General features: G+C 72.2%; 32 protein-coding genes and 1 tRNA gene. 27 read left to right on the top strand and 6 right to left on the bottom strand.

Features of this window, described 5'->3' with window-relative positions; translation table 11 throughout:
• Positions 1-83: 83 nt before the first annotated feature.
• The 3 genes from ACGFZK_RS32680 to ACGFZK_RS32670 all read right to left on the bottom strand — a co-directional run bounded on the left by ACGFZK_RS32680 (position 84) and on the right by ACGFZK_RS32670 (position 4047).
• Positions 84-491, bottom strand: a complete 408-nt coding sequence (locus ACGFZK_RS32680; RefSeq protein ID WP_393852471.1) for a single-stranded DNA-binding protein — start codon at positions 489-491, stop codon at positions 84-86.
• Between the two features lie 99 nt (positions 492-590).
• Complete coding sequence (locus ACGFZK_RS32675; RefSeq protein WP_393852470.1) at positions 591-2426, bottom strand: GTPase; 1836 nt, start codon at positions 2424-2426, stop codon at positions 591-593.
• A gap of 4 nt (positions 2427-2430) precedes the next feature.
• Positions 2431-4047 (bottom strand): dynamin family protein, encoded by a 1617-nt coding sequence (locus ACGFZK_RS32670; RefSeq protein WP_393852469.1) that lies wholly within the window; start codon positions 4045-4047, stop codon positions 2431-2433.
• Positions 4048-4379: 332 nt separating this feature from the next.
• On the opposite strand from ACGFZK_RS32670, the gene ACGFZK_RS32665 reads away from it, so the two are divergent.
• Both ACGFZK_RS32665 and ACGFZK_RS32660 read left to right on the top strand, forming a co-directional pair.
• A tRNA-Arg gene (locus ACGFZK_RS32665) sits at positions 4380-4452 on the top strand.
• 193 nt (positions 4453-4645) lie between these two features.
• A complete protein-coding gene (locus ACGFZK_RS32660) occupies positions 4646-5620 on the top strand; it encodes a tyrosine-type recombinase/integrase (RefSeq protein WP_393852468.1) in 975 nt (324 codons plus the stop codon).
• Positions 5621-5649: 29 nt separating this feature from the next.
• On the opposite strand, the gene ACGFZK_RS32655 is transcribed toward ACGFZK_RS32660, so the two are convergent.
• Positions 5650-5787 (bottom strand): hypothetical protein, encoded by a 138-nt coding sequence (locus ACGFZK_RS32655; protein ID WP_393852467.1) that lies wholly within the window; start codon positions 5785-5787, stop codon positions 5650-5652.
• A 208-nt stretch (positions 5788-5995) separates the two neighbouring features.
• Entirely contained in the window at positions 5996-6394 is a 399-nt protein-coding gene (locus tag ACGFZK_RS32650; RefSeq protein ID WP_393852466.1) for a hypothetical protein, read from the bottom strand.
• Positions 6395-6906: 512 nt separating this feature from the next.
• Here ACGFZK_RS32650 and ACGFZK_RS32645 point away from each other — a divergent pair.
• The 23 genes from ACGFZK_RS32645 to ACGFZK_RS32535 all read left to right on the top strand — a co-directional run bounded on the left by ACGFZK_RS32645 (position 6907) and on the right by ACGFZK_RS32535 (position 15908).
• The gene (locus tag ACGFZK_RS32645; protein ID WP_393852465.1) at positions 6907-7173 is read left to right on the top strand and encodes a hypothetical protein; all 267 of its coding nucleotides are present in this window, start codon (positions 6907-6909) and stop codon (positions 7171-7173) included.
• A 76-nt stretch (positions 7174-7249) separates the two neighbouring features.
• A complete protein-coding gene (locus tag ACGFZK_RS32640) occupies positions 7250-7612 on the top strand; it encodes a hypothetical protein (RefSeq protein ID WP_393852464.1) in 363 nt (120 codons plus the stop codon).
• Positions 7609-8103: a hypothetical protein gene (locus ACGFZK_RS32635; protein ID WP_393852463.1), complete on the top strand. Its 495-nt coding sequence runs from the start codon at positions 7609-7611 to the stop codon at positions 8101-8103. Before ACGFZK_RS32640 ends, ACGFZK_RS32635 begins: the two co-directional genes overlap by 4 nt.
• Positions 8093-8458 carry a hypothetical protein gene (locus ACGFZK_RS32630; protein WP_393852462.1) on the top strand — a complete coding sequence of 122 codons (366 nt, stop codon included), beginning with the start codon at positions 8093-8095 and terminating at the stop codon, positions 8456-8458. The genes ACGFZK_RS32635 and ACGFZK_RS32630 overlap by 11 nt, the downstream gene beginning before the upstream one ends.
• Positions 8455-8829 (top strand): hypothetical protein, encoded by a 375-nt coding sequence (locus ACGFZK_RS32625; RefSeq protein ID WP_393852461.1) that lies wholly within the window; start codon positions 8455-8457, stop codon positions 8827-8829. The genes ACGFZK_RS32630 and ACGFZK_RS32625 overlap by 4 nt, the downstream gene beginning before the upstream one ends.
• Positions 8826-8981: a hypothetical protein gene (locus tag ACGFZK_RS32620; RefSeq protein WP_393852460.1), complete on the top strand. Its 156-nt coding sequence runs from the start codon at positions 8826-8828 to the stop codon at positions 8979-8981. Before ACGFZK_RS32625 ends, ACGFZK_RS32620 begins: the two co-directional genes overlap by 4 nt.
• Positions 8978-9199: a hypothetical protein gene (locus ACGFZK_RS32615; protein WP_393852459.1), complete on the top strand. Its 222-nt coding sequence runs from the start codon at positions 8978-8980 to the stop codon at positions 9197-9199. Before ACGFZK_RS32620 ends, ACGFZK_RS32615 begins: the two co-directional genes overlap by 4 nt.
• Before the next feature lie 4 nt (positions 9200-9203).
• A complete protein-coding gene (locus tag ACGFZK_RS32610; protein ID WP_393852458.1) occupies positions 9204-9584 on the top strand; it encodes a hypothetical protein in 381 nt (126 codons plus the stop codon).
• Positions 9585-9633: 49 nt separating this feature from the next.
• The gene (locus tag ACGFZK_RS32605) at positions 9634-10665 is read left to right on the top strand and encodes a hypothetical protein (RefSeq protein ID WP_393852457.1); all 1032 of its coding nucleotides are present in this window, start codon (positions 9634-9636) and stop codon (positions 10663-10665) included.
• A 14-nt stretch (positions 10666-10679) separates the two neighbouring features.
• The gene (locus ACGFZK_RS32600; RefSeq protein WP_393852456.1) at positions 10680-10883 is read left to right on the top strand and encodes a hypothetical protein; all 204 of its coding nucleotides are present in this window, start codon (positions 10680-10682) and stop codon (positions 10881-10883) included.
• A 12-nt stretch (positions 10884-10895) separates the two neighbouring features.
• The gene (locus ACGFZK_RS32595) at positions 10896-11213 is read left to right on the top strand and encodes a hypothetical protein (protein WP_393852455.1); all 318 of its coding nucleotides are present in this window, start codon (positions 10896-10898) and stop codon (positions 11211-11213) included.
• Complete coding sequence (locus ACGFZK_RS32590) at positions 11201-11425, top strand: hypothetical protein (protein ID WP_393852454.1); 225 nt, start codon at positions 11201-11203, stop codon at positions 11423-11425. Before ACGFZK_RS32595 ends, ACGFZK_RS32590 begins: the two co-directional genes overlap by 13 nt.
• Positions 11422-11787 (top strand): hypothetical protein, encoded by a 366-nt coding sequence (locus tag ACGFZK_RS32585; protein WP_393852453.1) that lies wholly within the window; start codon positions 11422-11424, stop codon positions 11785-11787. The genes ACGFZK_RS32590 and ACGFZK_RS32585 overlap by 4 nt, the downstream gene beginning before the upstream one ends.
• 28 nt (positions 11788-11815) lie before the next feature.
• A complete protein-coding gene (locus ACGFZK_RS32580; protein WP_393852452.1) occupies positions 11816-12346 on the top strand; it encodes a hypothetical protein in 531 nt (176 codons plus the stop codon).
• Entirely contained in the window at positions 12343-12513 is a 171-nt protein-coding gene (locus tag ACGFZK_RS32575; RefSeq protein ID WP_393852451.1) for a hypothetical protein, read from the top strand. The genes ACGFZK_RS32580 and ACGFZK_RS32575 overlap by 4 nt, the downstream gene beginning before the upstream one ends.
• A 9-nt stretch (positions 12514-12522) precedes the next feature.
• Positions 12523-13233: a WhiB family transcriptional regulator gene (locus tag ACGFZK_RS32570; protein ID WP_393852450.1), complete on the top strand. Its 711-nt coding sequence runs from the start codon at positions 12523-12525 to the stop codon at positions 13231-13233.
• A complete protein-coding gene (locus ACGFZK_RS32565; RefSeq protein ID WP_393852449.1) occupies positions 13230-13445 on the top strand; it encodes a hypothetical protein in 216 nt (71 codons plus the stop codon). Before ACGFZK_RS32570 ends, ACGFZK_RS32565 begins: the two co-directional genes overlap by 4 nt.
• A complete protein-coding gene (locus tag ACGFZK_RS32560; RefSeq protein WP_393852448.1) occupies positions 13445-13765 on the top strand; it encodes a hypothetical protein in 321 nt (106 codons plus the stop codon). Before ACGFZK_RS32565 ends, ACGFZK_RS32560 begins: the two co-directional genes overlap by 1 nt.
• Positions 13762-13992, top strand: a complete 231-nt coding sequence (locus tag ACGFZK_RS32555) for a hypothetical protein (protein WP_393852447.1) — start codon at positions 13762-13764, stop codon at positions 13990-13992. Before ACGFZK_RS32560 ends, ACGFZK_RS32555 begins: the two co-directional genes overlap by 4 nt.
• Positions 13989-14648: a hypothetical protein gene (locus ACGFZK_RS32550; protein ID WP_393852446.1), complete on the top strand. Its 660-nt coding sequence runs from the start codon at positions 13989-13991 to the stop codon at positions 14646-14648. Before ACGFZK_RS32555 ends, ACGFZK_RS32550 begins: the two co-directional genes overlap by 4 nt.
• An 82-nt stretch (positions 14649-14730) precedes the next feature.
• Positions 14731-15003 (top strand): hypothetical protein, encoded by a 273-nt coding sequence (locus ACGFZK_RS32545; protein WP_393852445.1) that lies wholly within the window; start codon positions 14731-14733, stop codon positions 15001-15003.
• An 88-nt stretch (positions 15004-15091) separates the two neighbouring features.
• A complete protein-coding gene (locus tag ACGFZK_RS32540; protein WP_393852444.1) occupies positions 15092-15502 on the top strand; it encodes a helix-turn-helix domain-containing protein in 411 nt (136 codons plus the stop codon).
• Positions 15503-15506: 4 nt separating this feature from the next.
• A complete protein-coding gene (locus tag ACGFZK_RS32535; RefSeq protein ID WP_393852443.1) occupies positions 15507-15908 on the top strand; it encodes a DUF6221 family protein in 402 nt (133 codons plus the stop codon).
• A gap of 97 nt (positions 15909-16005) precedes the next feature.
• On the opposite strand, the gene ACGFZK_RS32530 is transcribed toward ACGFZK_RS32535, so the two are convergent.
• Positions 16006-16251 (bottom strand): hypothetical protein, encoded by a 246-nt coding sequence (locus ACGFZK_RS32530; RefSeq protein ID WP_393852442.1) that lies wholly within the window; start codon positions 16249-16251, stop codon positions 16006-16008.
• Between the two features lie 92 nt (positions 16252-16343).
• On the opposite strand from ACGFZK_RS32530, the gene ACGFZK_RS32525 reads away from it, so the two are divergent.
• Together ACGFZK_RS32525 and ACGFZK_RS32520 are read left to right on the top strand one after the other, a co-directional pair.
• Complete coding sequence (locus ACGFZK_RS32525) at positions 16344-16553, top strand: hypothetical protein (RefSeq protein ID WP_393852441.1); 210 nt, start codon at positions 16344-16346, stop codon at positions 16551-16553.
• Positions 16554-16691: 138 nt separating this feature from the next.
• Positions 16692-16847 (top strand): hypothetical protein, encoded by a 156-nt coding sequence (locus tag ACGFZK_RS32520; RefSeq protein WP_393852440.1) that lies wholly within the window; start codon positions 16692-16694, stop codon positions 16845-16847.
• The last annotated feature ends 233 nt before the right edge of the window (positions 16848-17080 follow it).

Here is a 17080-nt window from a genome sequence, read left to right as displayed (position 1 = left end):
AACGGCAATCGACACAGTCTTCCCCTTCGGGCCAAAGACCCAGGTGCCCGTGAGTACCGGCGAATCCTATCCGCCTCGAACATTCAGACCACCGCCGCCTTCTGAGTGGCCATCAGTGGCGTCTCCGTACGCACCACCCGCCGGAAGGCCGCGGTCCCCCGGTTCAGGTCGTGTCCGATGGCCGTCGCGTCGATCTCCGCCGAGAACCACCGGTTGCCCTCGCCGTCGGGCGGATCCTCCCGCACCCGCAGTCGCCCGTGCACCACCAGCGGCTCGCCGACCGATACGGAACCGGCGAGGTTCACGGCGAGGGTCCGCCGCGCCCACACCGTGTAGAAGCTGGTGGTCCCGTCGGTCCAGGCGTCCTTGCGCCGGTCGAAGTACCTCGGCGTCACCGCGAAGCGGAACCGCGCCGCCGGTCCGTTCACCGTCTCCTTGTAGTCGATCTGCGTAGCCACATATCCGACCAGCGTCACCTGGGTGTCGTACATCCCGGCCGCCCTCCCCCGTGGTCCAGGCCCGTACGGACCATCCGTACGAGGTACGAACCATGCTGCGGCAGGCCGCCGGTGCCCGCTCCGGCCTGTGGATTACTGGCGGGTTGTGGACAACTTGCTCCCCCCTGCGGCGACCGTGGCGTACTGCTCCCGCACCTCCCGGTAGCGCAGCAGCTCCGCCGCGACCGGTTCCAGCACCCGGGACCGCCCGCACCCGGCGGCCGCCTGCCGCAGTCTGCGCTCCGCGTCCTGCCCGTACCGCCGGGCCGGGCCCCGGGCCGCGATCGAGCAGGACCATTCCACGAGCGGCCCGCCGATGATGCCCGCCACCATCAGCAGCACCGGGGGCAGCAGCCTCGGCTCCAGGACCCCGACGATCTGCCCGACCAGCCACAGCCCGCCGTAGATCTGCAGCAGGGTCATGGCCGCCTGCGCCAGCACGGCCACCGGCCACCACGTGGGCCGCGGCGGTTTGACGCTCGGCACCGCGACCGCCGCGCCGAGGGTCACCGCGATCTCGTCCAGCGCCTCCGGGAGCCGGTCGGCGCCGCGCACCGCGGTCTCCCGGACCGCCTGCGCCCACGGATCGGGCAGCCCGGAGACCGCCTCGTCGGCAACCACCCGTACGGCCTGCTCCACCCGCTGACGCGCGGTCACCTCCTCCTCGACCGGGGCCTCCGCGACCGCCGGGGCGCGGCCGCCGATCGCCGCCAGGGCGGCCAGACCCGCCAGGGTGCGCGGCGCGCGACGGCCCTCGTACCAGCGCCACAGCCGCAGCCACGGCGTCCCGCACGCCTTTCCGGCGTTGCGCCGCCACGCGCGCTCGGCGGCGAGCCCGGCCGCATACGCCCCGACCGCCTCGGCGAGCCGGTCCTCGAACTCGGCGCGCGCCGCCTCCCCGATCTCCGGCCCCGGGTGCCCGTCGGCCACGTACAGCGGCCGCAGGCGCACGGCGGCGCGGTCGACGTCGGCGGAGATCCGCCGGGTGGCCGCGCCCTTCTCCTGGGTGAACTGTCCGAGGAGCTCGCGCAGTTCCCCGACGCCCTCCCCGGTGAGTGCGGACAGCCCGAGGACGGTGGCGCCGGGCTCGCCGTGCTCGCCGAGCGCGATGCCGTCGTCGTCGAGGAGCCGGCGCAGGTCGTCCAGGACGAGGTCGGCGGCCTCCCCGGGCAGCCGGTCCACCTGGTTCAGGACGACGAAGGTCACCTCCGCGTGCCCGGCGAGCGGCCGCAGGTACCGCTCGTGCAGCACGGCGTCCGCGTACTTCTCCGGGTCCACCACCCACACCACGGCGTCGACCAGCGCCAGGACGCGGTCGACGTGGTCCCGGTGCGCGCCGACCGCCGAGTCCAGGTCCGGCAGGTCGACGAGGACCATCCCGCGCAGCGCCTCGGCCTCCGAGGTCTCGCGGGGGCGGCGCCGCAGCCGCCCCGGGATCTCCAGCCGGTCCAGCAGTCCGGCGGCTCCGTCCGACCAGCTGCAGGCGATGGGGGCGGCGGTGGTCGGGCGGCGCAGCCCCATCTCCGAGATCTGCACACCGGCGAGTGAATTGAAGAGAGTGGACTTGCCGCTTCCGGTGGCTCCGGCGATCGCGACGACCGTGTGCTGGGGCGACAGCCCGCGGCGCGCCGCGGCCTCGTCCAGGACCCGCCCGGCCTCGGCGAGGGTCTTGCCGTCGAGCCTGGTCCGGGACAGCCCGACCAGCTGGCGCAGCGCGTCGAGGCGCAGCCGCAGGGCCTGTCCCTCGGGACTGAGCGGGGGTGCGGTCGACTTGCCGCCGTCGCTGCCCGCGCCGGAGACGGCCCGTACGAGCGCGTCGTCGCCCTCGTCGCCGTCCTCCTCCTCGCTCCCGTCGGCGGGCCGGGGGCGCGAGCGCGCGATGAGTCCGTCGTCCCAGCGGTCGTCGGTGCGGTCGGTCAGGGCGGTCACCGCGTCACCTCTCCTTCTGCAGTACGGACAGCGCGGCAATCAGCTCGGCCTGTGGTTCGGGGGTCACTTCGAGCGCCTCCAGCGGGCCGAGCCGGCGGTCGCGTTCGGCGCGCAGCACCTGGTCGAGGTGGTCGCCGACCAGTTCCCCGCCCCGGTCGCGCAGCCGCAGGGCGGCCTGCGCGCCGATCCGTTCGGCGAGCTTCTCGCCCGCGGGCCGGGCCCGTTTGCCGCCGAGGAGGGCGGCGACGAGCAGGGCGGCGACGCCGTCGGGGTCGGGTGCGGGCTGCTTGTCGAGCTTGGCCACCTCCTCCTCGGCGAGTTCCTCCAGGACCCGCCGCCACCGGCGTACGGCCATGCCGATGCGTTCGCCCGCCTCCCGGTCGGGCGCGGGCAGTGACACGGCGCCGGCGGCCGGTTCGCGCCGCCAGGCCTCGGCGATGCGCTCGTCGGCGGCGGCGACGGCGCACTGGAGGAGGGCGGCGAGGGATTCGGCGAGCGAGTCCAGCAGTTCGTCGGCGCTCGTGTCGAGCGGGTAGCCGCGCCACCGGGTCAGTGCGTCCCCGGCCAGTACGGCGCCGTGGTCGAGGCGGTTGCGGACCCGCTTGCCCTCTCGTTTGTACGCGTCCTCGACGGCCGAAGTCATCCGTACGGCGGCGGCGTGCTGGGCGGCGACGGCGGAGGCGAGCTCCGGCATCCGGCGCCCGAGGGAGTCCAGCGCGCCGAGCGCGGTGCGCCCGACGGCGTACTGCCGGGCGGCCGGGTCCTGCGCGTGGTGGGCGAGCCAGGCGAACAGCGGGGCGACGGCGCTGGCCGGCAGCAGCCCGCCCCCGCCGGCGGACTCGGGCAGTTCGGGGACGGTGAACCGCGGTACGTCGCCCAGCCCGGCCTTGGTGAGCAGGGCCCCGTACTGCCGTGACACCTCGGCGAGCACTTGGTGCGGGACCCGGTCGAGGACGGTGATGAGGGTGGCTTTGTACTGCTTGGCGGTGCGCAGCAGGTGCCAGGGGACGGCGTCGGCGTACCGCGAGGCGGTGGTGACCATCACCCAGACGTCGGCGGCACAGATGAGTTCGGCGGCGAGGGTGCGGTTCTCGACGACGAGGGAGTCGATGTCGGGCGCGTCGAGGATGGCCAGGCCGCGCGGCAGGCTGGAAACGGTCTCGATCCGCATCTCGCGGGTCGCGTGGGTGTTGGCCGGTCCGCGCTCGCGGAGCCGGGACTTGGCGGCGGGGGGCACCTCTTCTTCCTCGTGCGGCACCCAGACCCGCATCAGGTCGGGCAGTACGCGCATTCCGGCGAACCAGTGGTGGTCATCCGGATGGCAGACGAGCACCGGTGTGCGCGTGGTCGGGCGCAGCACCCCGGCTTCGCTGACCTGTCGGCCGACGAGGGAGTTGACGAGGGTGGACTTACCGGCCCCGGTGGACCCGCCGACGACGGCGAGCATCGGCGCCTCGGGCGCCTTCAGCCGGGGTACGAGGTAGTCGTCGAGCTGCGCGAGCAGCTCCGCTCTGGTCTGGCGGGCGCGCGGAGCGCCGGGCAGGGGCAGCGGCAGACGCACGGACGCGACCCGGTCGCGCAGGGCGGACAGGGCATCGAGCAGCTGAGGCCGAACATCCAAGGTCACCACATGCGAAGAATGCCCAATTTGGGACCATTTTTGAAGCTTATACGTCCTCTGCGCGCCGAGTGCGACTCCAGTGGGACATTCTGGGCACGACGGACGAGTGGGGCGCAGGCATAACGAGTGCACAACACCCAGGGCGCCGCGGCGCAAAAGCGATGCGAGAATCGCACCTGCCTGCGATTATCGGGACCGCTTCACCGAACCTCCACATCGTGGCCCGCGAGTGAAGCAACCGGGACAAGGCAACCGGAGCCCTATCCTTGACCCGGCGCGGACCTCAGCCCCACCCCCACCAGGGGCTCCAGGCCCACCAAGGCCACCTTCCGGCCCCCGTAGCTCAGTGGATAGAGCAGGTGCCTTCTAAGCACTTGGCCGCAGGTTCGAGTCCTGCCGGGGGCACTTAACCATCTGACCAGCGGAAACGCTGGTCATCTTTTTTCCCCGCGTTCCGCACAGCGCTAATTGGCCATGTGCCTAGCCCAGTTCGCGAATCGGGCGTAGCGTTCAGGCACTCCCCCCGGAACACCTGGCCGGCCATCCGGGGTGAGCTCCATTCGCATACCCGAACGCGAACCTCTGGAGAGTGCCACCCGTGCCCGCAGCCACGTTCCTCGAGCCCACTCCATCTGATCGCTACAACCTCTCCCCCGACGTGGCCAGCTGGGTCCGCTCCCTGCGCGCCCGCAACCTCGCCGAGAACACCCTGATCGTCTACCGCCGCGCCGGCCAGGGCCTGGCCGACTTCCTTCTCGCCGACTACAAGCCGGACGAGGACGGAGGCCGCGCGGCTCCGCGAACACTGGACGATGTCCACCGCGAACACGTCGAGGCGTACCTGATCGCGCTCACGGAGAGGACGTCCGCAGCGAGCGCGAACCAGCAGTTCCGCAGCCTCAAGACGTTCTTCAACTGGCTTGTGGACGAGGAGGAGATGGACCGCTCGCCGATGCGGACCATGAAGCCGCCCACGGTGCCGGAGGTGGAGGTGCCGATCATCTCTGACGACGCGTTGAAGCAGCTGCTCAAGGCCTGCTCGGGGAAGGCCTACAAGGACCGCCGAGACACGGCGATTCTCATGCTCTTCATCGACACCGGTGTCCGGCTGTCCGAGCTGACGGAGCGGACCATCGACGACCTCGACCTGGACCTGATGGTGCTCCGCGTCCTCGGCAAGGGGCGGCGGCCGCGCACCGTGCCGTTCGGCCGCACGACGGCGCAGGCACTCGACCGGTACCTGCGCGCCCTGGCCAAGCACCGCGGCCGCGCCGCCAAGCCGGAGGACCCGCTGTGGTGGGGCGAGCGGTCCGGCAACCGGCTGACAATCTGGGGCGTCGGGACCATGGTTCGGAATCGCTGCAGCGAGGCCGGGATTCCGCACATCCACCCGCACCAGTTCCGGCACACGTTCGCGCACCAGTGGAAGCTCGGCGAGGGTAACGAGGATGACCTGATGCGCATCACGGGGTGGCGGTCCCGTCAGATGCTGTCGCGGTACGCCTCGTCGGCCGGCGCCGAGCGTGCCCGCGAGGCCCACAAACGCCTGAGCCCCGGCGACCGGCTGAAGTAGCCGGCGGTCGGGGCTCGGAGCGGAAGCGTTCAGGTGTCGGCGCGGCGGACTTCCATCGCGTCGACACCAGGTACGCGCTGGCCCAGCAGCGTAAGAGCAGCGCGCTCGGTGGTGCGGGTGGGATCGAATGCCATGCGCACGCGCCGGCTGAACACCTTGTAGATCATCAGGACTCCATCGTCCAGGTCGGCGCGCTCTACGAGTACCTCGGTCGCCACATGACCCCCTGTCCACCGTGAGCAGACCAGGGCACGCCGGTCGTACGCACGTTCGATCGCTGCGAGGCGTTCGTCACTCTACGCCTTCACACGTTCCCCCCATAGTGATTCAACGGGAAACGACCGGCGCAATCGGTCGCGCGACAGGTATGACCAGTCACTCTGCGGAACGGTTGTGCGGAATCTCAGATTCATCATCCGCCCAATCCGCCATCTTGGCACGGGACTTGGGTGCATCCGCGACATCCGCATCCGGCATATGCACGACCTTCCCGCCACCCAGGTCCGAGGTGAGGAACCCGGTGAACTGGAAGGCCGCTGCCGCCTGGACCCGGGACAGCGGCAGCTTGAGGCCGGCCGCCATCGCCCGGACGAGTTCAGGGTTGACCTTGATGGCCGCCCCGGTCGCGATGCGCCACACGAGGTTGGGGCTCGGCTTGTACCCGCTCTCTGGGTCGACGCTCTTCTGTGCGAGCTGCTCATAGGTCAGCGGTCGCCCTGTCCCCGCGGCTTCTGCCACCAGGTCAGCGAAGGTTTCCACTCTGTCGGCGGTCATCGGCTCCCCATCTGACGCCTGGGCGATGGATGGTGTCCCACCCGCGCTTGAGTCGCACAGTCGCGGCCCCATTGTCCACAACCCCGTACGAGGATGGGTATGCGGCCTGCGTAAAGAGGCTGAAAACTGTGGGGCGCGTTGACGCTCACTCGCTTCTTTGTGCGCCGGGGTAGACCCCCGGCTAGCGCTGTGCTTAGCTATCCCCATCCTCGAATGGGGATGAAGGAAGGGACAGCAGTGCGCCCAGGCAGATACCGCGTACACGACGGCCGGCTGCTCCGGCGGCTCATGCAGAGCCCCGAGTCCACCGGGACAGCGCACACCGTGCGCAGCCTGGCCAGGGCGGTTGGACTGTCGCCCAGCAAGATCCAGAGGCTCATCACCGAGGAGCGCCCCACCGTGACGGACACGCAGGCCACCCGCATCGCGGAGGCGGTCGACGTGCGCCGCAGGGCGCTTTTCGTGCCAACACCATCCCCATCCTCGAATGGGGATCGAGAGGAGATCGACGCATGAGCCCGGAAGAGAGGTCCCTGCGTGCCCGGCTGGCTGCGCACATCAGTTGGGCCGCGACCCGCGACCCGGCCAGCCGTACGGCCAAGGCCCGCGCGGCGGCCGCTGGCAGGTTCGAGAAGCAGGCCCGCGAAATGCACCCCGACGCGACGGAGGAGGACATCGCCCGCGTCGCCAAGTCGCTGCGCTCGGCCCACTTCTCGCGTATGGCGCTCAAGGCCGCGACGGCCAGGCGGCGCAATTCGGCCACCCAGAACGCCGCCTGAATACAGAAGGGGCCACCCGGACGGGCTAGGTCCGAGGGCCCCCGACGCACCTCACACACCGACTGAGAGGCACACCGTGAACCACCAGAGTAGCCCGACGCCTCCACACCCCGCCCTGGCGAGCGCCTCGGCGGCGTTGTCCTCCCTGCTGGACATGTACGCCGGCCTCCCCACGCCGCCGTACGTCGTCATCCACACCTTCGAGGGTGTCTCGACGGTCGACCTTCAGCTCGACACGCCGTACGAATTCGAGCAGTGGTGCACCGCGCTCACGGTCCCCGCCGAAGCCATCGACCTGCTCACGCACGGGGGTACCAGCTGGCTCGCCGCTGTCGCGGTTTTCCAGGGGGTCAAGGTCAAGCTGTCCGGGCACGGCATCGCGCTGCCGCCCGGGTTGGAGGCCGCCGCAGCGGGCCGTACCGGCGGTGCGAGCGAATGACCGCCTCACTGCGAGTCCAGGCCGCCGCAGGCCGATTGCGCGCGGCGATGGAGGTCGGACACCAGACGCCGGAGGAACTGGCGCAGGCACTGGAGGACTGCCGGCTGCTGCAGTCTCCGGAGACCGCGGCCGCCCGGGCTGAACGGACGGCCGTACGGCTGCCCGCGTTCCTCGAGGAGCGCCACACCGTCGGCCTGGATGTCGCCGAGGATTCCCCGGCCGCGGACCTGGCCCTGCGGCTGCGCCTGTCCCAGCACGACGTGACACACACCGACGTGCGGTCCGCCACGAAGCTGCGGATCACCGTGCGCCCGCAGTCCGTCGACTGCCTGCGCTGGTGGATCTGCTGGTTCGAGGCTGGGACCGCGAGCGGTGCCTACATGGACGGCGAGTACACCGTGCGCGGTCGCCGCGGCGACGTAGCGGTCGACCTGACCATCGTGGGCGACGCCGTGCCGGCCTGGCTGGAGGTCGCGCCCCATGCCTCGTGAGCTGCCCTTACTTCTATTCGCACTGGTCTGCCTCGTCGTGCACCTCGCGCAGTACCTGGTGCGGCGCCGACTGGAAAGGCAGCCGCTCCACCGGTACCCGGCGGTGGTCCTGCCCGCCACGGATCTGCTGTCCAACCCCGGCAGCGGCCGGCACCGCCGCGGCGGCGGCGCACCGGACGAGTGGGCCGCCTGCCACACCACCCGCTGCGCCCACCTGACCACCCCCCACACCCGCACCCCGGCCGGCCTCGTCTGCGACGACTGCGGCCACCTGATCCCCGGAGGACCCGTGCACGACGACACCGAGTACACCGACGAGATGGAGCTGCCCACCGGCGCGGAGGAGGCGCTGTGACCGGGTGGTGGGCGTCCCGGCGACGCCTGCAGGCGCGGGCCGAGTACCTGCAGCTCCAGCTCGACGCGGCGCGCAAGGCCCCCCGGCTGGTCGTGCGGCCGGGGCCGCCCCCGGTACCGATCGAGTCCGACACCCCGGAGCCGGTCGAGGCCAACCTCCGTGCGCAGATTCGCGTGCTGCAGGGTCTGAAGACGGTCGAGGGGGCCCAGGAGCTCTCCGCCGAGGTCCGTGCCTGGCGCGAGCGTGCGGTCCGGCTGTGCGACATGCTGCGCGCCGCCGAGACCGATAACGAATGGTTCAGGCGGGAGCTGGCCGCGCTGCAGACACCGATGGCAACGGTCCCGCAGCAGAGAGAGCCGGGGCTGGGATGACCGGCTACCTGCCCGCCCTCGTCCTCCTGGTCCTGCTGTTCACCGGCCTCCTCGCGTGGACGGTCGCCCTTCTGGCCGGACTGATCTTCCTAGTCCGGGCCGTGGTCGCCGGGTGGCAGGCCGCCGTGGCGGCGGCCGTCCGCCGGACGTGAGCCGCTCGCCCCGGCCCTGCGAGGCCCTGCTCCTGCCGCACAGCCTGCAGCCCGCCCGCCTGTACCCCTGCGGGTGGCGCTGCGACCGGCATACCCCCAACGCGCTGGCCGGGCGGCCCGAGACGCCGCCCGGTCCGGGCTGGCCCGCCGGGTCCTACCTCAACCTCCAACTCCCCGACCCCGACCCGCACACCGACGACGCGCCTCCGGAGGACTGACCCCATGACCACTGCCATCCCCACGCCCGCCGCCCTCGCCGCGCGGATCACCAAGCCCCCGGTCCTCGCCGGGTCCTACCGCGCGTTCCGCGGCCACTACCTGCTGGCCGTGCGTGAGGCGCGCCTGATCCCCCACACCAAGCTGGTCGGCCTGGTCCTCGGGGTGTACGCGAGCCCCGACGGGGTCATCCCCGCGAACCGGCAGCCCGGCGTCGACGGCCTCGCCGCGACCACCGGTCTCACGCCCGGGCTGGTCGTCGTGCAGCTGCGCGTGCTCGAGCAGCGCGGCTGGCTCCAGCCGGTCCCGGGCGGCCGGTACGAGACCAGCCCGCTGTGCCTGTCCGTCCCCGCCGCCCTGATGGCCCGGGTCCGCGGCCCTCGATGACGCCACTCCCGCCCGCACCACAGCATCACCCGGACCAAGAGAGGCGATCGTGCCCGACGACCAGCAGCCGGACCACACCAGCGGCGGCGTCCCGCACAGCTTCCGCAACATCCTCTACTGGCGCTGGAGCCGGGAGCTGCCCCGCCCCCTGAAGCAGGGGTTCGTGAAGCTGCTCTACGCCCTGGGTACGGCGGCCAACACCCGTGGCGAGCTGCGGTTCGCACGGGACGGCAAGCCGATGCGGATCTCGGACATCGCGTCGGGCGCCGTGATGGATGAGAAGGACTGCCTGCGGCACATCGACGCCGCGATCGCCGCCGGGGTCGTCGCCGTGGTGGGGACCCGCCGCCGGGGCACACAGACGGTGTACCAGGTGATGGTCCTTCCGCACCCGGACTGGACTGCCGCGGTCGCCTCCCTGGAGGCCAGCCAGCCGACCAAGAAGAGGGCCCGCAAGCCAGCCCCGTGGCAGGAAGAGCCGGCCGAGGAGTTCGGGGGACCGCCCCCGGAACTTGAGAGCCCGAGTTCGGGGGGCGGTCCCCGGAACTTCCCCGAGCAAAGTTCCGGGGGCGGTCCCCCGAATGAGTTCCGGGGGCGGTCCCCGGAACGGTTCCGGGGGCGGTCCCCGGAACAACCCAGGGTTACCCAGGTACTACCCCAGGATTCGGCTGATGTTGGTGACCACCTGACCCTGGGGGTCGCTCCGGAGGACCTCGGCGAGCCGCCCGAGTACGACGAGATCGACACCACGCCGACCGAGGCCGACCCGTTCGACGTCGACCCTCCACCGCCCGGCCCGCCGCAGCTGACCCTCACCACCCAGCAGCGCCGCGACGCCCGAGCCGCTGAGGTCAAAACGAAAAGCGCCAGCAGCCAGGGGCAGATGCCGCTCCTGCTGTCGGTCCGTGACCCCGAGCACGTGGCCACGATCGCCGAGGTGCGCGCGGCCGCCGAGGACGATCCCGAGGCCGTACGGCGGGCGATCCGCTCGCTCGGCCGGACCGAGGCCATCCGCGTCTACGGGCACCGCCTGACCTTCCAGCACCTCCGCGACGACACCACCGACACCGACACCGCCTGAGAGGGCCACACACCATGACGATCCACCTCGCCCCCGCCGCCCTGGACCTCGACGAGGAGTGGGCCGACACCGCCCCGGTCTCGTTCAAGGGCGCCGACCCCGTCCCGGCCGCCCTCGCCGCCGCCGAGGAGCTGGCCTCCGAGGGCCTGCACGTCCACCTGGTCGGCGCCGACGTGCAGTGCCTCACGGGCGACTGCATCGCGCTCCCGGGCGCCTGAGGGAGGCCGCCGATGCCCAGCGACCACGACGTCACCGGCTGCCCCAGCTGCGGCCAGGCCATCCGGTGGGCCATCACCGCCGCCGGCCGCCGCCAGGCCGTCAACGCGGCCCCCGACCCGGCCGGCAACACCGCCGTCTACCGCGACGGAGTCGGCACCCTGCGCGCCCGCGGCCTCAACGGCGAGCGCCCCAACGTCGAGTCGTACGAGTGGCTGGCCAAGCCGCACGCCGCGACCTGCACCGCGCCCCGGGCCGGGCGCAGCGGCCGTGCCGCGCCCCGTGGGCGGTCCGGCGTGCGCCCGGTGCGCTGGCAGGGGTGGACGCGGTGAACCGGCCGCTCGGTGCCGTGGCGGACGCGGTGGGCGCGGTCATCGCGGCGTCCGTGCAGCGCGAGCTCCTGGCGCTCGGCGTGGAACTGCCCGAGCGGATCGCCGCCCTCCTCGGGGAGCAGGCCGTGGCCGACGTCCGCCGCGAGGGCTGGCACATCTCCTCCCCCACCACCGCGGCCGAGGGCCGCCCCGACCAGAGGAACCCCGCATGATCATCAACCTGACCGGTGAGACCGTCCGCCTGTACGGACCGGAAGCCCCCGACGTCATCACCGACGACGCCCTCGACCTCCGCTGCACCGTGTTCGCCGCCGAGGTCCCGCCCGCCGAACTGCACCTGGAACACCTCGACTTCGGCGAGCGGACCTACCACGGCGGCCGCCCCGTCCAGACCTACCTGGTGCGGCACACCGTCCGGGACCTGCCGGCCCGCCGCGGCGGCGCGCACCTGCTCGTCGACCCCGCGGTCGGCATGTGCGTCCGGGGCCGGTCCGACCTCCTCATCCCGTACGGCCCGGTACACGACTCCACCGGCGCGATCGTCGGCTACCGCCACCTCGTCAGCCCCTGCTGACCCGCCCCCCGCACCCCGAAGGACCACCATGCGCGTCTCCGCCGCCGTCGTGATGCAGATGCACCGCGACGGGTACAGCGACCAGCAGATAGCCGACCAGACCGGCGCCGCCCTAGCCGACGTCACCGCCATTCTCGACACTCACAAGACCCTCGCCGCCCGCGCCCACATCCCTCCGCGTGAGGAACCCCCGGCCGTACCCAACGCCGTGGAGCTCCTCGCCTGGGGCACCCGACACGAGGCGGCCGCGGTCCGCCGACACGCCGAGCGGGCCCTCGACGCGCTCGAATCCCTGCACGCCAGGCACAAAGACGAGACCGAGCTCCTGAGGATCTCCGGCGAGGTGGATGCGCTGGAGCAGCGGATGACGCGTCTGCGCTCCCGGCAGGCCGAGCTGAAGGGGAGCAAAGGCACCCGCCGGTCTCCCACCCGCGACTACGTCCCTGCCGAGGTGCGGGCCTGGGCGCGCCAGGCCGGCGTGGGCTGCCCGCCGAACGGCACCGTGCCCAAGCCCGTGCTCGCGCAGTGGCGGGCGGCGACCGGCCGGGCCCAGCCGTGACCGGTGTCCCGGACGCCGCGCTGCGGGTCATCGCGGCCGCCATCGAGGACTACCGCACCCTCGTCCCGCCCGACCGGTCCACCCCGGCGCTCCTCGCCGAGACCATCGCCGAGTACCTGATCAGCAGCCACTGGACCGTCACCCTGACCGCCCCCGACGGAGCCTGAGGAGGCCCGATGTCCACCCTCGTGTCCAACATCCGCTCCCGCCCCCACGCCGACACCGGCCGAGGCGCCCACTGGATCGACCGGGCGGCCTGCGCCGACCGCCAGGACGAGTTCCGAGCCAGCACCGCCGCCGCCAAGGCCATCTGCAGGGGCTGCCCCGTCCGCATCCTGTGCCTGGACGCGGCCCTGCAGGAGGAAGGCACCGCCGCCCCCGCCTACCGCGCGGATGTCCGAGGAGGCCGGGACACCCACGAACGCGCGGCCCTGGCCGGGTACCAGCGTCCCAAGGCCGCGCCCGCGGGACGGTGCGCCGGCGACATGGACGAGGTCGAACGGCTCCTGCGCATGCGGACCATGAGCGACCAGCAGATCACCGACGCCACCGGCGTAGGCCGCGACTCCGTCGGCACGCTCCGTCGCTCCCTCGACATTCCCCCGTTCCTCGACCCGAAGCCCTCCACCCCGCAGCAGCGCCTGGCCCTGCGGACGGTCCAGGGCCCGGACGGACACCTGCTGTGGGTGGGCAGCCCCAGCACGGTCGTGAGCGGCCGCAGGACCAAGGGCCCCCGCCTGGCCTTCGAGGTGAAGTACGGCCGGCCTCCCGAGGGGATCGTCCGGCGGACCTGCGACACCGAGGGGTGCGTGTCCCACCTCACCGACAGCGTCCTGCGCCGCGCCGCACGGCAGCCGTCCCCCACCCGCGCCGGGGCGCAGCAGTGAGCGCCTCCATCACGGTCCGCTGCGACCGCACCGGCCAGTACGGCAGCTGCCCCACCCAACTCTTCACCACCACCAGCGACGCGGACGAGGCGTACGCGTACGCCTCCCGCCTCGGCTGGACCGTCAACGGCACACCCGACTACTGCCCCCAGCACTCCAGCAACACCCGACCCACCCCCGCCGTCGTACCGCTGCACCTCCGGGAGCCCTGATGTACCCCACCCTGTTCACCACCCCCGGCCTGGCCGCCTTCGCCGAGGAGGTCGACGCCGAGCGCGGCCGGCAGCTCGCCAAGTGGGGCGACCAGCGCCACCGCGACGGCACCAGCTTCGGCAACGCCAGCTGGGCCCAGGAGGCCAACGCCCAGTGCCAGCACGCCGCTGACGAGGACTGCCTCACCTGGGGCCACATCCTCTACGAGGAGTTCACCGAGGTCATGGCCGAGCCCGACCCGGCCCGGCTGCGCGCCGAGCTGATCCAGGTCGCCGCGGTGTGCGCAGCGTGGGTGTCCGACCTCGACCGCCGCTCATGAGGACGCTCCTGCAAGTTCTCGCCGTCTGGGTGGCGGTCAGCGTCCTCGTCGGCCTCGTCCTCGCCTGCCTCGGCTACCGCCGCAAGAGCCGCCGCAAGAGCCAGCCGCCCGCCGTCCACATCGGCGGCCGCGCCAACGCCGAGACCTGCCCGGCCTGCTCGGGCACCGCCCTGCCCTGGCCGTTCATCTGCCCCGGCCCTGACACACCGACGGAGCCCACCTCATGAACTCCTGCACCTGCCGCGGGGAACTGGCCGCCGGCGAGACCCTGTGCCAGCGCTGCCGGTCCGCCACCCTCGGCCGGCTGCGCCGCATCCCCGCCCTGTACCGGTTGCTGCAGCCCGAGCTCCACCCCTCGGCGGGCGCGCCCACGTACGGCCGCGTAGGCCTCGTCGAGGCGCCCCTGCCCGTGTCGCTGCGCGTCCTGACCCTGCGCGGCCCGGGCGGCATCGTGGGCGTCCTCGAGGACTGGTGGACCCGCATGCAGGCCTCACGCGCCGGATCAGCCCCCGTGATCAGCGGCACGATCGAGGACCGCGTCCGTACGGCCGCCGCCCGGCTCGCGTTCCACCTCGACTACATCGTCACCTGGCCCGAGGCCGGCGCGCTCGCCACCGCGATCCGGCAGCTCGACGAGCACGCCCTCGGCATCGTCTGCCCGGCCGACACCCGCGCCCGCGGTGAGCGCCTCGGCCCCTGCCCGTCCGAAACGAGCACGGGCGTCCTGTGCGGGGCCGTCCTGCGCTACTACCCCGACAGCTCCCCCCAAGCGGTCACCTGCCCGTGGTGCGCCGTCGTGTACCCGCCCGACTCCTGGGCCGACCTGAAGTCCTCGATGGACCACGACCGGGAGGAGCAGGAGGTGCTCCTGGCCGTCGGCTGACCCCGTACACACGACGGCCCCCGCCGGTGCGCGAACACCGACAGGGGCCTACCGAACACCTTGAGAGACCAAGGAGTCGACTATGCCCGATCTTGCCACACCCCCGCCCACCGACACCTGCCGCGCACTGCTACTGAAGATCGCCGACTACCTCGACCGCTCCCGCCCCGACAGCCTCATGTGGCCGGCCTCCCGCGAGCTCCTCGCCGGCCAGTTCGCCGCCGAGCACTACGGCATTCGCACCGACCTCGTCGCCCAGGCCGAGACCGAGCTCCTGGCCCACGCCCCCGGCGTCACCCCCGGCACCCGCCGCAAGGACTACGCCGAGGAACTACGCGACGCCGCCCGGCACTGACCGGCGCACGGCCGGGCCCCGCGCACCGCGCCAGGCCCGGCCCCGCATGAGCCAGGACACCACCCGCATGAGCCAGGGACCCACACGCATGAGCCAAACCCCGCAGACCCGAGCCGACCGCCGCGCCACCGTCGCCCGCCTGGCGCAGACCGGCGCATCCCAGCGGCGCATCGCCACTGAGCTGGGCATCTCCAAGGACACCGTGCGCCGCGACCTCGCCGACGCCGCGACACCGCGCGACGACGTGACCGAGCGGCTGCGCCATCGCGCCACCCTGGCGCACGAGGCGATGCGCCACCTGCGCCAGGCCGTGAGCCAGGCCACCGAGGCCCGCCCGGGCCACTGCCCGGGTATCGACGACGAGACGGCCGCCCAGTGGCACACCCAGCTGCGCGAGGACGCCGCCGCCCTCGCCGCCCTCGCCGAGACCTTCCGCGAGTACTACCCGCACCTCACGGCACAGACCGCAGCCGAGACCGACACCAGAACGGCAGGATGACCCCATGGACGACCTCGTGCAGTTCCTCCACGCCCGCCTCCACGAGGACGAGCAGACCGCCAACGGCCACCAGCAGTGGTCAGCCAGCTGGCACCAGGACGACATGGCCAACGAGATCCGCGACGACGAGAACGCCGGCACCGTCGCATTCGTACCGCGCGCCGGCGACCGAGCCCACATCGCCCGCCACGATCCGGCCCGCGTCCTCGCCGAGATTGGAGCCAAGCGCCAGATTCTTCGCAGGCTGGCAGGTGCGGAGTTCGCCCTGAGCGTTACCAAGAAGGACACGGTTCCCCACGGCCTGATGACGGGCGCTGTGAACTCGTGGCGGGACGCTGTGCGTCTCCTCGCCGTACCGTACGCCGACCACCCGGACTACCGCGGCGAGTGGCGGCCTGCCGCCTGACCGCGGCAGCCCGCTGTCAGATCCGGCCCGTACTGTCGAGGCATCCCATACGCGCTCGCAGGGCTGCTGGCGCTACTCGGGACCCGGCCCCGCCCGATCACACATCGGGCGGGGCCTCCGGCTGTTCGTACACGTGCGGATGCCCGCCCTGCCAACCGATCCCCGGTGAGTCGCCCAGGACGAGCTCCTCCGGGTCCGGCACCTCCAGGCGCCGCAGGAACTTGATCAGGTCGCGATCGGTGTAGGCGACGCCGAGGACCGTGTCCACGCCGTTCACCCGGATCGTCACCCGCCGGCCACCCGACGCGGAGATCCGGTGCACGGTGACCGGTGCTCGCTCCATCCCTCCACCCTGCTGCCCGCCGATGCCGTCCGCATCCTGAGCACGGGCCACCGAGCAGCGAGCGCACCCGCTGCTCAGCGACACTGGCGGGCATGGAGTACCGCTCCCTGCCTCCCGGGCAGGTCACCACCACAACGGCCGCCCTCGCCTGCGGGGTGCAGCCGGCCACCATCCGAGACTGGGTCCGCCGAGGCGTCCTCACCCGCATGGGAGGCACGCCCAAGAGGCCGATCTACAGGTTGGCGGACGTCCTCGCCGCCCGTGACGCACCCAAGCCCACCCGCCCCGGACAGCGCGCGTGATCATCCCGCTTGACTATCGCACGCGCGCGCGCCACGATTTGGGCGTACAGCCATGCCCAGATGCAGGCTGACAAGGACATCGAAGGCCCCGACCACGCAATGCGGTCGGGGCCTTCGCCATGCTCAGGAGGCAGCTCCATGGACAGTCCCAACGATGCGCCGACCAGTCCTCTCTCCAAGCTGGCGACGGCTGCTGTATCCCTGCACGAGCTCTACACCGAGTACGTGAAGGCAGGGTTCACCAAGGCCGAGGCCATGGAGCTGTTGAAGGCGTTGATCACCAAGAAGTCATGAGCCCACGCAAGGCCATGCAGGTGTGCCCGACTCCTGGTTGCCCCACCCTCACCCCCATGGGGAAGTGCGGACCATGCAGGGCCGAGGCCGAGGCGAGTAGGCCAGCGCACAAGGACGCAGGACGTGATGCACGTTGGCGCAAGGCCAGCGCTCGTTACCTTGAAGATCATCCGTACTGCGAGTGTCCGAGCTGCGCCGTGCTGCCTCCTCTGCAACGTGATGTTGCTACGGAG

The sequence above is a fragment of the Streptomyces sp. NPDC048257 genome, assembly GCF_043201855.1.
Classification (GTDB): domain Bacteria; phylum Actinomycetota; class Actinomycetes; order Streptomycetales; family Streptomycetaceae; genus Streptomyces.
Note: the sequence above shows the minus strand (reverse complement) of the source record. Positions and strands in the feature narration are given on the sequence as shown.

Excerpts from the sequence above, each read along its gene's own strand:
- ACGFZK_RS32535 (WP_393852443.1), top strand. The coding sequence starts at position 15,507 with ATGGACGACCTCGTGCAGTTCCTCCACGCCCGCCTCCACGAGGACGAG.
- ACGFZK_RS32545 (WP_393852445.1), top strand. The coding sequence starts at position 14,731 with ATGCCCGATCTTGCCACACCCCCGCCCACCGACACCTGCCGCGCACTG.
- ACGFZK_RS32650 (WP_393852466.1), bottom strand. The coding sequence starts at position 6,394 with ATGACCGCCGACAGAGTGGAAACCTTCGCTGACCTGGTGGCAGAAGCC.
- ACGFZK_RS32570 (WP_393852450.1), top strand. The coding sequence starts at position 12,523 with ATGTCCACCCTCGTGTCCAACATCCGCTCCCGCCCCCACGCCGACACC.
- ACGFZK_RS32525 (WP_393852441.1), top strand. The coding sequence starts at position 16,344 with ATGGAGTACCGCTCCCTGCCTCCCGGGCAGGTCACCACCACAACGGCC.
- ACGFZK_RS32680 (WP_393852471.1), bottom strand. The coding sequence starts at position 491 with ATGTACGACACCCAGGTGACGCTGGTCGGATATGTGGCTACGCAGATC.
- ACGFZK_RS32580 (WP_393852452.1), top strand. The coding sequence starts at position 11,816 with ATGCGCGTCTCCGCCGCCGTCGTGATGCAGATGCACCGCGACGGGTAC.
- ACGFZK_RS32620 (WP_393852460.1), top strand. The coding sequence starts at position 8,826 with ATGACCGGCTACCTGCCCGCCCTCGTCCTCCTGGTCCTGCTGTTCACC.
- ACGFZK_RS32610 (WP_393852458.1), top strand. The coding sequence starts at position 9,204 with ATGACCACTGCCATCCCCACGCCCGCCGCCCTCGCCGCGCGGATCACC.
- ACGFZK_RS32655 (WP_393852467.1), bottom strand. The coding sequence starts at position 5,787 with ATGATCTACAAGGTGTTCAGCCGGCGCGTGCGCATGGCATTCGATCCC.
- ACGFZK_RS32540 (WP_393852444.1), top strand. The coding sequence starts at position 15,092 with ATGAGCCAAACCCCGCAGACCCGAGCCGACCGCCGCGCCACCGTCGCC.
- ACGFZK_RS32530 (WP_393852442.1), bottom strand. The coding sequence starts at position 16,251 with ATGGAGCGAGCACCGGTCACCGTGCACCGGATCTCCGCGTCGGGTGGC.
- ACGFZK_RS32595 (WP_393852455.1), top strand. The coding sequence starts at position 10,896 with ATGCCCAGCGACCACGACGTCACCGGCTGCCCCAGCTGCGGCCAGGCC.
- ACGFZK_RS32635 (WP_393852463.1), top strand. The coding sequence starts at position 7,609 with ATGACCGCCTCACTGCGAGTCCAGGCCGCCGCAGGCCGATTGCGCGCG.
- ACGFZK_RS32585 (WP_393852453.1), top strand. The coding sequence starts at position 11,422 with ATGATCATCAACCTGACCGGTGAGACCGTCCGCCTGTACGGACCGGAA.
- ACGFZK_RS32600 (WP_393852456.1), top strand. The coding sequence starts at position 10,680 with ATGACGATCCACCTCGCCCCCGCCGCCCTGGACCTCGACGAGGAGTGG.
- ACGFZK_RS32645 (WP_393852465.1), top strand. The coding sequence starts at position 6,907 with ATGAGCCCGGAAGAGAGGTCCCTGCGTGCCCGGCTGGCTGCGCACATC.
- ACGFZK_RS32555 (WP_393852447.1), top strand. The coding sequence starts at position 13,762 with ATGAGGACGCTCCTGCAAGTTCTCGCCGTCTGGGTGGCGGTCAGCGTC.
- ACGFZK_RS32630 (WP_393852462.1), top strand. The coding sequence starts at position 8,093 with ATGCCTCGTGAGCTGCCCTTACTTCTATTCGCACTGGTCTGCCTCGTC.
- ACGFZK_RS32520 (WP_393852440.1), top strand. The coding sequence starts at position 16,692 with ATGGACAGTCCCAACGATGCGCCGACCAGTCCTCTCTCCAAGCTGGCG.
- ACGFZK_RS32550 (WP_393852446.1), top strand. The coding sequence starts at position 13,989 with ATGAACTCCTGCACCTGCCGCGGGGAACTGGCCGCCGGCGAGACCCTG.
- ACGFZK_RS32560 (WP_393852448.1), top strand. The coding sequence starts at position 13,445 with ATGTACCCCACCCTGTTCACCACCCCCGGCCTGGCCGCCTTCGCCGAG.